Here is a 15,644-nt window from a genome sequence, read left to right as displayed (position 1 = left end):
ATCGTCGTGAATCGCAATGAGCGCCGCCGCGATGAAAAATTGCATGGGAAGCAGGCCGGAGGTGCCGATGTTTCAACGGCGCTTCTGCGCGAGGCCCAGCTGCATCATCAGGCCGGACGTCTGGATGAAGCAGAACGGGCCTACCGGTCCCTGCTCGAGCGCACGCCGGCACAGCCGGACGCACTCCATGGTTTGGGCCTCCTGACCTACCGCCGCGGTCATTTGAAAGACGCGCTCGGTTGGCTGGCGAAGGCCTGTGCCGCCGGTCCGCGGAATCCGATCTATTGGTTCAATCACGGCGTCGTGCTGCAACGCGCAGGACGCACGACGGACGCGCTCGAGGCCTATGGCCAGGCCATCCAATGCAATCCCCGCTACATCGAAGCCCGCACCAATCTCGGGAACGCCTACAAAGAGCTGGGCCGTCTCGCAGACGCGCAAGCCGCGTATGAGCAGGTACTGGCGCTCAATCCCGACCATGCCGAGGCGCACAACAACCTGGGCGTCGTCTTGAAAGAACAGGGACGGTTGGATGAAGCTGCGGAGTCGTATCGGCGGGCGATCGCCTTGAAGCCGACTCATGCGGAGGCACAGAACAATCTCGGCCTGGTGCTCCTGGAACAGGGTCGGCTGGACGATGCCATTCGCTGCTTCGAACGCGCGCTGCAGATCGTCCCCGGGTATGGAACCGCGCTCTACAACCTCGGTATTGCCTGGATCTGGCGGGAAGATATGCCGCGGGCGCTGCGCTGTTTTGCCGAAACCGCGCAGGCCAAACATGCGCACGGCCGCCCTGTGACAGAGACGGCCGTCTTTCGCTCCCGGCTCAAGCATGATGCCGAGCAGCTACAGTATCTTCGAGAGCACAGGCTGTTGGGCGATGAATGGAATCCCTATTACGAGGCGCTCACTCGACTGTGCGAGAAAGTCGAACAGGCAGCGACCGGTGCGACTGGCTCCCCCAATCGTGTGCCGCTGTCGCCTGCCGACATACAGCCTATCGCCGCCTCGTATAACCGGCTGATCCATATCGCTCCATGTGAGGCGATTGAGGGAGGGGCATTGGCTGCGGACTTGGACAGCGCAGCCGTAGAGGCCCGGTACCTGGCGACGAACCCGGAGGTGACGTACATCGACGGGTTGTTGACGGACGAGGCGTTGCAACGGTTGAGACGGTTCTGCTGGGCGTCCACGATCTGGAAGAAAGACTACGAGAATGGCTACATCGGGGCCTTTCTCGGCGATGGATTCGCCTCTCCCCTGTTGCTTCAAATCGCCGAGGAGTTACGCCGCCGGTTTCCCCGCATCTTCGGCACCCACCGCCTGACGCAGGCCTGGGCATTCAAGCACGACAGCGCCAGGCGCGGTCTGAACATTCATGCGGATGCCGCGGCGGTCAACGTCAATTTCTGGATCACGCCGGATGAGGCGAACCTGAATCCTGAGAGTGGTGGACTGGTGGTGTGGGACAAGGAAGCGCCCAGGGACTGGGATTTTAAGACGTACAATAGCGACAAGGCCCGAGGCAGGATTTACGAGTGGCTGACGACGCAGGGGGCGAAGGAAATCAAGATCCCCTATCGGGCGAACCGGGCGGTGGTGTTCAACTCAGATCTGTTCCACGAAACCGATGACATTGCGTTCAAGGAAGGATTCACCAACCGCCGCATCAATATCACGCTGCTGTACGGGCATCGGCATCGCCCCTGAGCAACTTCTCAAAATCCTCCGCGCAGACGGGCCGGCTGAACAGGTAGCCCTGCACCTCGTCGCATCCCTCTTCCCGTAACCGTGCCAACTGGCCTTCTGTTTCCACTCCTTCGGCCAAGACCGAGAGATTCAGACTGTGCGCCATCGCGATGATCGCCCGGGTGATCTTCACGTTGTTTTCGTTGGTGAGCAGATCGCGGACAAACGACTGATCGATCTTCAGTCGGCTGAGGGGGAAACGCTGAAGATAACTGAGCGACGAATACCCTGTGCCGAAGTCGTCGATGGAGAGCCGGACGCCCATGGTGCGGAGACCTTCCAGCATCGTGACCGACGCCTCGACGTCCCGCATGGCGATGGACTCGGTCAGTTCCAGCTCCAGTTGGGAGGGATTCAGCCCGGAGTCTCGAAGCGCATCGGCCACTGTGGCGGGCAGCGTCCGTCCATGAAACAGGGAATTGGACACGTTGGCCGACACGGTGATGGGCGCCAGGCCGGCCGTTTCCCAGGCTTTCACCTGACGGCAGGCCTCGCGAAGTACCCATTCGTCCATCGGGCGGATGAGGCCTGTGTCGATCGCCGCATTCAAGAAGACTCCCGGCGGCACCAGACCACGTTTGGGATGTTTCCAACGGACAAGCGCTTCCGCCCCCAGTATCTTGCGTGAATGGATATTCAGCTTCGGCTGATAAAAGACGACAAACTCTTCCCGTTCCAAGGCGCGGCGAAGTTCGTTTTCCAGATCGAGGCGTTCGGCCGCGGCGGCGTTCAAGCCGGACGAATAGAACTGGCAGTTGTTCCGTCCCTGCTCTTTCGCGTGATACATCGCGGTGTCGGCGTTCTTGAGCAACGCTTCCACGGTGGCGCCGTCCGAAGGAAAGATCGAAATGCCGATGCTCGCGGAAATAAAAATCTCATGTCCGTCGATGCTGAAGGGATGCGCCAGTGCCTCCAGTATCCGTCTGGCCACTCGACCCGCGTCTTCCGGGGTCGGTAGTGCCGTGAGCAGAATGGTGAACTCATCGCCGCCGAGTCGCGCGAGGGCGTGGGTGGGTTCATGATCGGCATGCCGGCCGACGGAGTCGCTCTGGCGAACCGACTCGCTCAACCGCTCGGCGACATGTGTCAGCAAGCGGTCTCCCACCGTGTGCCCCAGGGTATCGTTGATGATCTTGAAGCGATCCAAGTCGATAAAGAGGGTGGCCAGATGCTGATGGTAGCGTTCGGCATAGGAGAGGGCGTTGGAGAGGCGATCTTTGAACAACACCCGGTTGGCCAGGCCCGTCAGACTGTCGTAGTAGGCGAGTTGGTGAATGGCTCGTTCGGCCTGTTTGCGTTCGGTGATGTCCTGGGCGGTTCCGATGACCGTCAGCTCGTCCGTCTCTTCTTCTCGCACCCCTTCGGCTTGGAGATGAATGATGAAGTCGGTCCCGTTCGGCAACACGACGCGGTGGTCGATATCGCAGGGTGTGTGCTGCGAGACCAATCGCTCCAGTGCGCCGGTGACGACCGGCCGGTCCTCCGGGTGAATCAGATTCAGGAAGGCCTCGAAGGTGCCGCCGAAATCCTGCGGACGCACGCCCAGGAGCCGGCATAATTCGTTGGACATGCTCAAACGATTCGTCTTGGGATTCCAGTCCCAGTTGCCGATCCGGGCGATCCGCTGGGCCAGTTCCAACCGCGATTCGCTTCGAATCAGCGCGTGCAGCACGTTGTTGGTTCTGAGCATGTACCGGACATGGTGGCAGAGAATCGTGGCGTTGACCGGTTTGGTAATGAAGTCCGTGGCGCCGTGCTGGTAGGCCCGAGCGATGGAATTCGCGTCATCCAATCCCGTGAGAACCAGGATCGGCACCCGTTTGCCGCGCGGGAGCGTACGAAGCCGGGAGCAGGTCAGATAGCCGTCCAGGTCCGGCATCATGATGTCCATCACGACGAGATCGGGCATCAGGGTCTCGAACTTTGCCAGCGCGTCCCGCCCTCCCGAGGCCTCCACGACGGTCATGCCGGCCGGTTCCAGCGCGTTCTGAACAAACAGCCGTGACAGCGGGTCGTCGTCGGCGACAAGGATCGTGGGATGGGTTTGACTCATGGTGTTGTCTTTAGTGGTGCGACGGCAAAAGGATGCGCATGTATGATGAAATCTGCGCCTTCCAGGGGGCGATGGCGCAACGGGTGTCGATGATAGGTCGAAGCATTATGCGTTCATGTCAGAGTATCAAACTTTTCAGTAATCGCTACATAATTAGCACTTGTTGAGCAGCGGGGATGTTCCTCTGCCGGGGTGGAAACACTCATTGCGGGCATGTCCGGACCGGTGAATCAGCCCCTGTCCGGTGCCTCGGTGTGATTTCCGACCGGGACGAACCGCTGTTCCTCCGCCTCCATGAGAATGCCGGCCAAGAGTGCGCGTACCCGGCTCATGAGTCCCCGCATGGTCAGGGTCAAGAGGACGACCATCACGAGGAGCAATGGTCCGATCACCAGGGCGACGTCCCGTCCCAAATCATCCTCAGAACGCAGGACTGCGGCATCCGGCGGGGTAGCGACGACCAGTCTGATCCATCCTGCGATGCGGTTGTCCTGACGGAAGGGCTCGATCACAATCAGGACCGGCCTCCCCTTGTCGACCCCGTGAGTGATGGAACTGTTCTGACTGTTGCGTGCCGCCGGCCATGCGGCATCCTGCACCGGGGTGCCGATGGCGGCCGGATTACTGGCGGCGACGATCATGTTGTCCGTGGTGATGACGGCGGCATCGAGCAGATTAGCCTGTCGGGCATGTTGTTCCAGGGTCTGTTGAACAGTGGCCAGATTCTCGACGGGCAGCGATTCACTGAACCAGGCCATGGTTCGCGCCACGGCGCGTGCGCTCTGCTCGGCGGCCATGATGGCCGCCGCATTGCGCTGTGCGACGAGCGAACGATCGTGCTGAGCCAGGAGCAGATAGAGCGCGGCCGCGCAGCAGGCAGAAACGATCACACTGATGAATACCGCCGGAAGCCAGGTGCGAGGCAATCGGGACGCGTGAGCCATGCTGTATCCTCCTCAACGGGTCAGGGTCGTGACGTGCCGGGACCGTCTTGTCGGTCGTTGGCCCGTTCATAGGGTTGGCGCGTGAGTTCTTTGACAATGCCTTGGAGGCGAGTCCATTCGTCCGGTTGCAGGGAGACGAATTCGAGACCGATGCGGCCGTCGCGGCACCAGCGTACCACGGCTTGCTGAACGGTCAGAGCGGCAGCATCACCGGCGGGCTGGATGCGAAGTTCAAGGGTGGTGCCTGGATGGACGGCTGTCGCGCTCAGGATCCCGCAGCCGCGCAAGGACAGATCGACGACCTTGCCGTCTCCGCCGACGCGGTTGACCGAACTGAAGGAACTGCGAAAGTGAACTGGAAAACGAGGATGGTGGCGTTGGTCCATGATCGGCTAGCGCTGGTATAAGGCTAGCCCTTTATATTGCCGATTGGTTTGAGTTCCGCCACTTTTTTTGTGATTCCCGCGTGGTCGACCGTTTCGACGACATCGGAAATGTTCTTGTACGCGAACCCGGCTTCCTCAGCCAGACCGGACATGGACACGGCTTTGACCAGAATGCCGTGCTGTTTCATGTCGCGCATGAGCTGCTCGCCGCGCACCGTGCGTTTCGCCTGTGCGCGCGACATGGTCCGGCCGGACCCGTGCATGGTCGAGCCGAACGTCTCCTGCATCGCCCGATCCGTGCCGACCAGCAGATACGAGCCGGTCTCCATGGAGCCGCCGCAGATCACCGGCTGCCCGATCCCTCGATAACAGGCCGGGAGTTCAGGGCTTCCGGGCCCGAATGCCCGCGTGGCGCCCTTCCGGTGCACGAGCCACTCCCCGTCCCGGTAGCGTTCGACCTTGGCGATGTTATGCGCCACATCGTAGATCAGCTGCATGCCCAGGCGCCTGGCGCTTTCGCCGAACACCGCTTCGAAGGCTTCGCGGATCTGATGCGTGATGACTTGCCGGTTGGCGAACGCCGTGTTGGCCGCGCAGTTCATTGCGCCGAAATACTCCTGCCCCTCCGGCGAGCGAAACGGCGCGCAGGCGAGCTGCTGGTCTTTGACGAAGATGCCGTATCGGCGCATGGCCTTCTCGAACACCTTGAGGTAGTCGCTCGCCACCTGGTGGCCGAATCCGCGCGACCCGCAATGGACCATCACCACCACCTGATCGCGGCCGGTCAATCCCATGGCTGCGGCCGTCGCACGGTCGTAGATTCCTTTGTCGGAGAGGACCTGTATTTCCAGGTAGTGGTTGCCGGATCCCAGGGTGCCGAGTTGATTGATGCCGCGTTCGATGGCGTAGTCCGTCACGTGGGTCGGGTCTGCGCCCTCCAGGCACCCGCGCTCCTCGATGCGTTCGAGGTCCTCCTCCCAGCCATATCCTTTGGCGATGCACCAGCCGGCGCCCTGTCGCATGACGTCGCGAAACTCCCGCCGGGAGAGATTCACGAAGCCGCGTGATCCGACACCGGCCGGGACGCGACGGAAGAGTTCCGTCATCAGCAGTTCTAGTTTCGGTTGCACCTCGGAGAGCGACAAGTCGGTACGGATCAGCCGCATCCCGCAGTTGATATCGTAGCCGACTCCGCCGGGAGAGATGACTCCATCCTCAGGATTGAATGCCGCCACACCACCGATGGGAAAGCCGTACCCCCAATGTCCATCGGGCATACAGAGGGCATAACGATGGATACCGGGGAGACAGGCCACGTTGGTGACCTGATCGAAGACGCCTCGATCCATCGCACCGAGAATCGCCGCGCTGGCGTAGATGCGAGCCGGGACCAGCATGCCCGGCTTTTCAGAGGGCGGAATTTCCCAGAGGTAGTCGTTGATCTTGACGACCTGCATGTCGGTGTTCAGTTTCATACGTCCAACCGGATGCTGAAAAAGGCCTCCAACGTCGTTCTCGGGCACTCAATCCCCTCGACGTACGATGAGTACGCCTCGGGGCCTTCGCGTCCTGCGGCCTAGTTGGCGATCCTTTTTGAGCATCCTTCTATTGATTGAAGGTGATTGTGCGCGAAGGGGTGCTTCATACGTCCAACACCACCCTGGCCTTCCAGCTCGTCCCCTCTTGGGTGACTGCATACAGATGTTTCGTGACGCCTTTGACGTCGGAGTGCAGGTCCTGTGTCGCGGGATCGACCGGTGCGCCGGTCAGTTCGGCGTGGAGGTGCCAGGCTGTGCGGGCCTCATTCTGATTCAGCGACAATGTCGCCCGATGGAAGACCACGCCCTGCGCATCTTTCAAGTAGACGAGTCGTCCCAGCCATTCGAACAGGAGTGTCTCGATGTCCGGTTCTTCCATGTCCACGGTATGCCGCCAGGTTTCGGCGATGGTGACCGGATCAGCCAGGCTTTCGATGAGCGCTTGCGTCGCGGCCTCGAAGAGGGCCGGCAAGGACTCTCCCTCGGCGTCGAATGCCATATCGGCCAGCGCGATGTCGTCGAGGAATCGGAAGGAGCCCGGCATGGGCGTCAGACGCGAGGAGCCCGACGGCGCGCGGCGGCAAAGATGGCCCGGACCTGTTCGATACCCGGAATGGTGTGGCCGAACGGCAACGGTACCTTTCCTTTGAGCCACATACGCAGGCCCAGCGGCATGACATCGAGCACGCGTCGAAGATTGAATCCAAGGACCTTCAGCGGCATCAACGCTTCATTCAAACGTCCCTCGTGGCGGACCAGGTCGACGAAGCCGGTGATGTGGCGGGCGCCTTCGGCCGAGGTCAATCCATGCCGGAGGGACGAGCGGCGCAATCGAATGATCGCCTCCATCGGCTGCACATCCTTCGGGCAGACTTGCACGCACATGTTGCAGCGGGTGCAGTCCCAGATGCCATCGGCCTCCTGGAGCGCGGTGAGTCTGGCCTGTTTCGCCCCGGCCGGTTCGCGCGGGTCGGCGACGAATCGCGCAGACTTCGCGAGCGCTGCCGGGCCGAGAAAACCTCGTGAGACTTCATGGGAGGTGCAGGCGGCCACACAGGCTCCGCACATGATACAGGCGTCTACGTTGTGAAACTGGTACGACTCCGGCAACAGGCGAAGTTGTCCGGATGACCCGTATCGTTTGGTGGGATGGGTTTCGGGCGTCAGCCAGGGCGTGACGGCCCGGATCTTCTCCCAGAACGGCGACATATCGACCACCAGGTCTTTGATGACCGGGAGGTTGGGCAAGGGCTCGATCGAGATTCTGCCGTGGCGTTCGAGTTCTTTGCGGACGGACGTCCGGCAGGCCAGCTTTTCCGTGCCGTTGATATGCATGGCACAGGAGCCGCAAATGGCGGATCGACAGGAATAACGCAGTGCCAACCGGCCGTCGAGTTCGTTCTTGATCCGGATCAGGGCCTCGAGCACGGTCATGCCGCGTCCGATGTCGAGACGATAGTCTTCCCGGTGAGGCTGTTGATCGGTTTCGGGATTAAAACGCTGGATGGTAAAGGTCAGGCGCATAGAATCGTGAGGCGTGAGACGTAAAACGTGAAACGGGAAAAGAGAGCCGCCCCTATGTTGAAGGAGCGCGTACCATGGGTCAACCGAGTTCGAAGACCTTCGGATAATTCGTCAAATTCCGGCAGCCGTCCTTGGTGACCAGGACCATGTCCTCGATACGCACGGCGCCGAGGCCGGGATAATACAAGCCCGGTTCGACGGTGACGACATGCCCTTCCTGCAGCAACGAACCGGTCCGGCTGATACGGGGCGCTTCGTGAATATCCAAGCCGACGCCATGACCGGTGCCGTGAAAATACCCCTGCATGCGGCCGTTGACCAGGCCGGTCTTGTAGCCCGCCTTTTCGAACCGATCGCAGATGCCTTGATGGATGGCGGCCCCGTCGGCGCCGTCGCGAATCTTGGTGATGGCTTCTTCCTGCGCGTCTTTGACGGCGTGATAGAGGCGCGTCAATTCCGGCGAGGGTGTGCCGCGGACCACCGTGCGGGACATGTCGGCAAAATACCGTGAACCGGCCGATCGCGGAAAGACATCGAAAATAATGCTGCGATGAGCCGGCAGCGGGCCGCTGCCCTCATCATGGGGATCGCAGGCCTGCTCCCCACCCGCCACGATGGTATGTTGCGCGACGCAGTCACATTCCATCAGGGCGACGTTGATCAATTTTTTGACTCGCTCGGAGGTGAGTATCTCGCCGTCCAGCCAGAGGACGTTGTCGCGAATCTCGGCGCGTCGAAGGGTCTGGTGCGCGGCGGCCACAGCGGTTTCCGTCGCTCGCTGGGCGGCTTCGATGTGCCGGACCTCTTCGTCCGATTTCATCACTCGCTGTTCGTAGAACGGTTCGCGTTTGGTGCGCAGCCGATAGCCGAGTTCCTGGAGGCGGCTCGCATGGAGAAAGGGAAACGTCGGAGGGACCAGAATGTCTTTCAGGCCGGCATCCTGCAAGACCAGATGAATCACATCGATCGTGCCGGGATCTTTGACGCCCTGCGATTTGGCGCGTCGCTCCAACTCGGAATAGGACAATACGCGATCGACCGTCGCCTGGTTTCGCGCTCGGTCCACTTCCAGATCGCTCATGACCATGAGCCGTTCACCCTTCACTTCAAGATAAATGAAGGGATCCGGCGCGATGAAGCGGGTGGCGTAATAGAGATTGGAATCGGTTTCGCTGGCGGCGATGAAGAGCGTCGCGCTCTGTTCGGGACGGCTGTTGTGTTCGGTCGAGTGGCTCATGAGATGGATGCGTTCACGTCATTCGGATGCTATCACGCGGTCCGGAGGTGGTCAAGGCGTGGCCGGTGTCGGAGTCGTGGGCGTCTCGACCGGCGGCGCGGTGGACGGCGGCGTCTGGATCTCCAGCGATGGATCGAACATCGGATCCTTCTCCTCCTGCGGCGACAGAATATCGATCGGGAGCATCACCGTATTTTTCAACAGGTCGAACGCGAGCTGCGCGACACCGGTCAATCCCGTCGTAAAGGATTTCATCGGCATGTAAGTCACGTCCGGATCGTCGATGGAGCCCTTCACCTGAAACAGCGCCGTCGCCAGGCCCTTGCGGTCCCCGGCGATCAGCCGCCCGAAGAGCGGAATCGATTTCAGAAATTGCGAGTAGGACCCGAAGGGACTCACCGCCCAGATCATGTCCAGCTGGTCGGTGGGCATGTCGTAATTACCGACGGCGGAAATTTTCAACACGGGACTGTCCAGGACGATGTTCTGGGTCTTCACCAATCCGTTTTGAATCGTCAGGGTGGTGCTCGCCCGGTTGTACTGCAATCCCTCTTTCTCCAGATCCACCTTCCCCTGCAAGACTGCGGGGAGATTCAGAATGGAGAGTATCTTCCAGATGGCGCGTTTCTCCGTCTTGAGAATGCGGCCATCCTGCAACACCAGTTCGACTTTGCCGTTGAGGGTCGGTAGGACGCCATGGGGGTTCCGTCCATGCCCGCGGATCACACCGGTCAGCTTCATCTCGCCGGTCACCGGCTGATCATGGGCTCCGAGCAGCGGCAACAGGGATTCGGCCGGGATGCCCGTCATCCGGATTGAGGTTTCGGTTTCGGCCGGTTGTCCCTTGGGCAGCCGGACGACCATGCGTCCGGCGGCATGACCGGTTCCCGACTGAGCGACGACACGGTCGAGATCCAGCATGCCGTCTTGAATCGTCAAGCGCCCGGACAAGCCGCCGAATCGCAGGTGTTTGTAGAGGCCCTTTTCAATCGTGGCGGTGGCGCTGACCTGACTGGTCGAAGCCAGGGTCTCAAGAAATTCCCGGATCGGTGAGCGGTGGCCTTTGGGGATGAGCAGGTCGAGATCCATCTGGGACGATTCGATCTTCACGGCGATGACCGGTTTCGTCGTCCAGTTCTTCAACGCCCCCGACAGGCTGACATCGCTGTCCTTGATGCGGAAGGAGAGCTGTTTGATATCGGCGATGTTCTTCGAAAATTTCAGCCGAAGGTAAATATCCTCGACCTGGCCGTCCACGCCCTTGACCGACATCAGGCCGTTGGTGAGCGCCAGCCATCCGCCCGTGCGCCAGTTTCTCCATTCGGCATCCGTGCCCTTCACATCCATGGAAACTTCGAGATTGCCCGCCTCGAACCCGCTGCGGTAGATCCATTCGGGAAGGCTCGACAATGAGACCGTTCCGGAAGCGAGTGAGGCGTCGATCGAAAATTGATCGCCCAGGGTGATGCGTCCCTTCAAGGGCAACCGCAACGGCGGTACCACGAGCTCCATGCGGGAAATCACCAAGCCGACTCCCCGCGTGACATCGGCATCCAGTTCCAGGGAGGCCGGTGAGCCGAACGGTTTTTCTCCGACCATCGGCAGTACGAGTTTGGCGTCGTTCAGGCCGATCTCCCCGCGTAGATGCGGCGCACCGGAGGCCCCGGATAACTGGACCTTCGCGTTGACCATGCCATAGAGGAGATCGTCGGGGAAGGTTCCGGCAGAGACCATCTGGCGAAGTTGGGCGGCGCTGCCCCTCGCGCGAATGACAAAATCCTGAAAGACGCTGGGCGTGCCGCCGCTGATCATGCCGTTGAATTGCAGTTGCGTTTCGCCCACATTGGCGGTGACTTGATCGAATTGGGCTCCGCCGGTTTGCGAGAACAGGATACGCCCGTGCATGGCCGTGAGCCGTTGTGGCAGGGAGGGATTCACCAGGCTGACCTGCTCGGCCAGCACTTCCCCGCCTGCGAACGTGATGCCTTCCGGTTTGTCCAGCGGACCGACGAGGCGGAAGGTCGGATGCGTTTGGCCTTCGATCTCACGCGATTGCGCGAGCAGCGAGGTGAGCCGGTCTGCCCGGATGGTTTTGGTCAAAAACTTCACCAGATCCGCCGCCGTCATGTTGCCGCTGATGTCCAACTCCATCCAGGGCCCTTCATCCAGGAACGACACCACGGCTTTTCCGTCGGTCATCTGGAGTGTGCCGTAGCTCCCCGTCACCTTGCCGACCCGGATACGTCCCGGCTCCACGGAGATGGTGGCGGACAGATCCTGCGTCGGCACACGGTCGTTGCCGATCAGCGCCGTGCCCTTCTCAATCCGGAAGTCACCCGTGAGCGACAGTTGCGGGCTGGGCGCGGTGGCGCCGGTCAGCGTGGCCGAGACGATTTCGACCGTTCCGCCCAGCTGGCGCTGCTCGACGATGCCGGGCAATTGGGGATGAATCCATTGTGGCGGCATGCGGGCGAAGAGCTTCTTGAGGTCGATGGTGGGCGAGGCAAAGGTGATAGAGAACGTGGGTTGCGTGGTCAGAAGTCCCGCCAGGTTCGCCTTGCCGGTGACGGCCAGCTCATCGACATTGGCAGCGATCTCCGTGAGCACCACGTCATAGCCGGCCACGCCGGGCGCCACGCGGATGCGGCTCTGCAGATTGGCACCACCCTGCAGTTGAGCGGGCACGGGGCGCGGGCCGAAGAAGTCGGCGGCTTCGCGCAGGCGCAGATTGGTGGTCTCGATCTCGCCGTCGAACTGAAACGCGGGATGGACGGAATAGGGTTCTTCCGCCGCCAGCGACGAAGAGGATTCGCTCAAGCCGATGGTACCGGTGAGGGAAAATGAAGAAGGGGCCGCTTCTGCCGGCAATGAGGCGGAGATGTGCAAATCGCCCTGGGCCTTGCCCGGATAGACCTTCAACGCCATTTCGACCGCTTCCAGCTTGGTGGTGCGCACGCCGTCAGGCCGGGCCTCGTCCGTGATCGTGATGTGCCCCTGTTGAATGGTCGCTTCACGGATTTGCAGGAGGCGGCTGAACATCTGATAGGCCGATTCGTCTTTGGCTGCGGAGGGCAGCCCGGCGAGCACATTCCAATGGCCGGAGCGATTGCGGATCAGCGTCACGGTCGGCTCGTCGAGAAAGATGCGCTTGGCCACGACCTGCTTCTTCAGCAGCGGCAGGAGGCGCAGGACGATGTCGATTTCTTTGGCCTGGAAGACGACGTGGGTCGGGTCGTCGTGACCATAGACACCCACATTGGAGAGTTCGAGCCGGACGCTGGGCAGGACGACCAGCTTGATCCGATCGACCTCGATCTTGCGCCGCAGACTGGTTTCGAGTTGCTGAAGGAAGAAATTCTTGATGACGTCGACGCCGAACAACTCGCGCGAATAGAGGAGAAGGAGCGCGCCGACGACCACAAGGCCGAGCAGCGATAACACGACAACGCGCGGACGAACCCTCACTCCACCTCCACCAGGTAGGTCAAAATCTGAGTGTACTGGATGCACGAGAGGGAAATCCATACGGCAGAGAGGCGCTATCGGGCGTGAAACGTGAAACGAGAAAGGTGAAACGTGAGACGTGAAACGGTAGGAGACCGTATCTCGTTGGGGATCGCAAATACCTTTCGTCGGTTGATGCGTGCCGGTCTATAATGCCTCGCTTTTTGACGAGTGAGTAAAAACCGGGGGTGCGAGTGAGAGCAGGCAGAGCGACGACACAACCGCGATGGGGCATTCTCGGGCTCCTGTTCGCGATCAGCGCCGTGACCTACATGGATCGGGTCAACATCTCCGTCACCGCGAGACAGATGATGCCCGCCTATGGACTCACCGACCAGGACATGGGCTATATCTTTTCCGCCTTTGTGTTCGGTTACGCGCTCTGCCAGATTCCAGGCGGCTGGCTGGGCGATCGCTGGGGAGCCCGGGTGGTGCTGGCGGGTGCGCTGGTCTGGTGGTCCTTGTTCACGGCCTTGACGGCGGTGGCCGCAACGCTGCCGTTGGCCGCCATGGTCGGGACGGTCGGGGCGCTCATCGTCGTGCGCTTCCTCCTCGGTGTCGGGGAAGCGGTCGCCCTGCCGAACTTCAATCGAGCCGTGGCCGATTGGATTCCCCCGGCGCAACGTGGACTCGGTATCGGCATTGCCATCGGCGGTATCGGCATCGGCGCCGCGATCACCCCTCCCCTCGCCTCCTGGGTCATGGTGAATTATCACTGGCAGTCGGTCTTCTACCTCTCCGCCTTGATCGGTCTGCTGGTGGCCCTGTTATGGGTGCTCTGTTCCCGAGAGCAGAAGGCTGCGGATGGCGCGGCGTCCGTACACCCGCGCGTCGTCGTTCCCTGGCGGCAATTCGCCGCTTCGTCATCCCTGCGCTGGCTGGTGCTGAGTTATGCCTGTCTCGGTTACGTCGCCTATATCTATATGTCCTGGTTTTATCTTTACTTGGTGAACGTACGCGGGATCGATCTGTTGCGTGGCGGCTGGCTTGCGGCTGCACCTTTCGTGGCCATTCTTGTGTTCTGCCCGCTCGGCGGCTGGACTACCGATCGCCTGGTCTCGGCCCTCGGTCTGACGAAGGCTCGAATGATCGTCGGCATGATCGGCATGGGGCTGGCCGGTGGACTGATCGCCGTCGGCGCCTGGGTCGATTCCCAGACGGTGGCCATCGCCTGCCTTTCACTCGGCGCCGGCTGGCTCTATTTCACCGTCGGCGCCTATTGGAGCGTGACCACCGACCTCTCCAAGACGCATGCGGGCACATTGTCGGGCGTGATGAACATGGGCGCAAATGTGGGCGGTGTCATTTCCCCCAGCCTCACGCCCTGGCTGGCCGACCACTGGGGCTGGACGGCTTCGTTACTCGTGGCCGCGCTCATCGCCCTCTGTGGCGGCGTGATGTGGATGAAGATCGATGCGAGCGAGGGATGGGACAGGTAGCAGAACTAGTTGGTTCTGGTAAAGAAGCTTTAGTAGAACCTCAGGTTACCGGAGCTCCGCTGCGGGTGCACGCCTTGGTTTACCGTGGTGGAATGAACCGATGTCACGCTGTTATGAAGGTTCAGGATCGGAAGGTGCGGGACGAACACGGACGCGGCCAGGCTCGATCGTGACAATGGCCCCGGCCTGAAGTTCTACCCCGTACCGTGCGAGAACCATTAAGCAGAATCGGACCTGCTGGATGGCAGGCAAGATCGCGAGTCGAATGATTCCGGCATGTGCCTGACCTCGTACGACTGCAAGTTCACCGAAGTCTTTGTCCAGCGTGATGAGAATTCGACCTTCGTGATGGGCTAAGGCCATGATCTCGTCATCGCCAGGATCCGTTGCCAGTCTCCGGCCCAGACGACATCGTGCCCTGCGGATTGCAGTGGACCGACGGCGCCACCCCAAATGCAGGTATCGAGCAGAAGTTTCACGAAGCCGATTCGAGAGGCAGTGGCTCGATCCGCTCATGGCCCACGAGTCGATGGGCATAGGCAAGGCAGGCTTGGATATCTGCCGGCTCCAGCCACGGATAGCCATGAAGAATGGTTTCTGGCGTGTCACCGGCGGCCAGCATCCCCAGCACGTGTTCGACGGCCAGCCGCCGACCTCGAACGATGGGCTTGCCGGAAAAAATCTTCGGGTTCACCGTGATGCGTTTGAGGAGCAGTTGTTCATCCATGGCAGACCTCGTTTACCCGCATGATAGCGTACTTGGATAGAGAAGAAAACAGATGCTTCCGTGATAAGGCGACTCGCGGTAGAGCAAGATTCAGAACCCCTTTCATTGTATTATCTTGCCCCGACTACGCGGAGGTATGTGGTTCGTTCCTAATGCAGTGCGGGAAAGTTTGTTCATGGAGCAGAGGAGGTTGGAATGAAGGCACGTCCCATACGAATCGGAAATTCTCAGCACGGGCAATTGGTCATTCGCTCGTTATCCAAGCCGCGCGCCGGTTGGCGTCAAGCGTTTGAACAGATGCATCGTCACGGGGATGACCACCTGCTGGATCAGGAATCTGCAGCGGTGTCTACATGGGATCGGAGCGAATGAACATGGTAGTGTCCCGCTTCGATTTAAAGGTAAGTCCGGGCAGGTTGTGCTGGATCAAATCCGGACAGTGGACAAAAGCCGCTTGGTCAAGCGTGTAGGAACGATCACTGACGTGACACGCGCGCAGGTCCTCACTCTGCTCGCCGAACTCTTTGCCCCGTAATCCTTCGA

At 60.8% G+C, this 15,644-nt stretch carries 12 protein-coding genes and 2 pseudogenes; 4 read left to right on the top strand and 10 right to left on the bottom strand.

All coding sequences use genetic code 11. The features are described from left to right. Positions 1-6: 6 nt before the first annotated feature. Positions 7-1,710 carry a tetratricopeptide repeat protein gene (locus H8K11_10240; GenBank protein ID MCS6264124.1) on the top strand — a complete coding sequence of 568 codons (1,704 nt, stop codon included), beginning with the start codon at positions 7-9 and terminating at the stop codon, positions 1,708-1,710. On the opposite strand, the gene H8K11_10235 is transcribed toward H8K11_10240, so the two are convergent. The 8 genes from H8K11_10235 to H8K11_10200 form a co-directional block, all read right to left on the bottom strand. After that, positions 1,676-3,802, bottom strand: coding sequence for an EAL domain-containing protein (locus H8K11_10235; GenBank protein MCS6264123.1), 2,127 nt, complete (start codon positions 3,800-3,802; stop codon positions 1,676-1,678). The genes H8K11_10240 and H8K11_10235 overlap by 35 nt on opposite strands. Before the next feature lie 230 nt (positions 3,803-4,032). Next, entirely contained in the window at positions 4,033-4,746 is a 714-nt protein-coding gene (locus tag H8K11_10230; GenBank protein ID MCS6264122.1) for a hypothetical protein, read from the bottom strand. A 20-nt stretch (positions 4,747-4,766) separates the two neighbouring features. Then, on the bottom strand, positions 4,767-5,132 hold the full coding sequence (locus H8K11_10225; protein MCS6264121.1) for a PilZ domain-containing protein: 366 nt from the start codon (positions 5,130-5,132) through the stop codon (positions 4,767-4,769). Positions 5,133-5,155: 23 nt separating this feature from the next. Then, on the bottom strand, positions 5,156-6,607 hold the full coding sequence (locus tag H8K11_10220; GenBank protein ID MCS6264120.1) for an RtcB family protein: 1,452 nt from the start codon (positions 6,605-6,607) through the stop codon (positions 5,156-5,158). 166 nt (positions 6,608-6,773) lie between these two features. Then, positions 6,774-7,214 carry an archease gene (locus H8K11_10215; protein ID MCS6264119.1) on the bottom strand — a complete coding sequence of 147 codons (441 nt, stop codon included), beginning with the start codon at positions 7,212-7,214 and terminating at the stop codon, positions 6,774-6,776. A 5-nt stretch (positions 7,215-7,219) separates the two neighbouring features. Then, positions 7,220-8,194, bottom strand: a complete 975-nt coding sequence (locus tag H8K11_10210; protein MCS6264118.1) for a succinate dehydrogenase/fumarate reductase iron-sulfur subunit — start codon at positions 8,192-8,194, stop codon at positions 7,220-7,222. 79 nt (positions 8,195-8,273) lie between these two features. Next, positions 8,274-9,431, bottom strand: a complete 1,158-nt coding sequence (locus H8K11_10205; protein MCS6264117.1) for an aminopeptidase P family protein — start codon at positions 9,429-9,431, stop codon at positions 8,274-8,276. Between the two features lie 51 nt (positions 9,432-9,482). Next, complete coding sequence (locus H8K11_10200; GenBank protein MCS6264116.1) at positions 9,483-12,896, bottom strand: AsmA-like C-terminal domain-containing protein; 3,414 nt, start codon at positions 12,894-12,896, stop codon at positions 9,483-9,485. A gap of 233 nt (positions 12,897-13,129) precedes the next feature. Between H8K11_10200 and H8K11_10195 the strand changes: the two genes are divergently transcribed. After that, positions 13,130-14,374 (top strand): MFS transporter, encoded by a 1,245-nt coding sequence (locus H8K11_10195; GenBank protein ID MCS6264115.1) that lies wholly within the window; start codon positions 13,130-13,132, stop codon positions 14,372-14,374. A gap of 111 nt (positions 14,375-14,485) precedes the next feature. Here H8K11_10195 and H8K11_10190 read toward each other — a convergent pair. Then, positions 14,486-14,853 (bottom strand): annotated as a pseudogene (locus tag H8K11_10190) (DUF5615 family PIN-like protein). Further along, a complete protein-coding gene (locus H8K11_10185; protein ID MCS6264114.1) occupies positions 14,850-15,101 on the bottom strand; it encodes a DUF433 domain-containing protein in 252 nt (83 codons plus the stop codon). The pseudogene H8K11_10190 and the gene H8K11_10185 overlap by 4 nt, the downstream one beginning before the upstream one ends. Positions 15,102-15,296: 195 nt before the next feature. Here H8K11_10185 and H8K11_10180 point away from each other — a divergent pair, with 195 nt between their 5' ends. Beyond that, positions 15,297-15,473 carry a hypothetical protein gene (locus H8K11_10180; GenBank protein MCS6264113.1) on the top strand — a complete coding sequence of 59 codons (177 nt, stop codon included), beginning with the start codon at positions 15,297-15,299 and terminating at the stop codon, positions 15,471-15,473. Between the two features lie 10 nt (positions 15,474-15,483). After that, a pseudogene (locus H8K11_10175) lies at positions 15,484-15,636 on the top strand (type II toxin-antitoxin system PemK/MazF family toxin). Positions 15,637-15,644 lie beyond the last annotated feature (8 nt).

It is taken from the genome of Nitrospira sp., assembly GCA_024998565.1.
Lineage (GTDB): Bacteria > Nitrospirota > Nitrospiria > Nitrospirales > Nitrospiraceae > Nitrospira_A.
Note: the sequence above shows the minus strand (reverse complement) of the source record. Positions and strands in the feature narration are given on the sequence as shown.

What these genes read in the sequence shown, in the direction of transcription:
- H8K11_10230 (MCS6264122.1), bottom strand. Translation starts at nt 4,746, where the DNA reads ATGGCTCACGCGTCCCGATTGCCTCGCACCTGGCTTCCGGCGGTATTC.
- H8K11_10210 (MCS6264118.1), bottom strand. Translation starts at nt 8,194, where the DNA reads ATGCGCCTGACCTTTACCATCCAGCGTTTTAATCCCGAAACCGATCAA.
- H8K11_10215 (MCS6264119.1), bottom strand. Translation starts at nt 7,214, where the DNA reads ATGCCGGGCTCCTTCCGATTCCTCGACGACATCGCGCTGGCCGATATG.
- H8K11_10180 (MCS6264113.1), top strand. Translation starts at nt 15,297, where the DNA reads ATGAAGGCACGTCCCATACGAATCGGAAATTCTCAGCACGGGCAATTG.
- H8K11_10205 (MCS6264117.1), bottom strand. Translation starts at nt 9,431, where the DNA reads ATGAGCCACTCGACCGAACACAACAGCCGTCCCGAACAGAGCGCGACG.
- H8K11_10225 (MCS6264121.1), bottom strand. Translation starts at nt 5,132, where the DNA reads ATGGACCAACGCCACCATCCTCGTTTTCCAGTTCACTTTCGCAGTTCC.
- H8K11_10185 (MCS6264114.1), bottom strand. Translation starts at nt 15,101, where the DNA reads ATGGATGAACAACTGCTCCTCAAACGCATCACGGTGAACCCGAAGATT.
- H8K11_10235 (MCS6264123.1), bottom strand. Translation starts at nt 3,802, where the DNA reads ATGAGTCAAACCCATCCCACGATCCTTGTCGCCGACGACGACCCGCTG.
- H8K11_10220 (MCS6264120.1), bottom strand. Translation starts at nt 6,607, where the DNA reads ATGAAACTGAACACCGACATGCAGGTCGTCAAGATCAACGACTACCTC.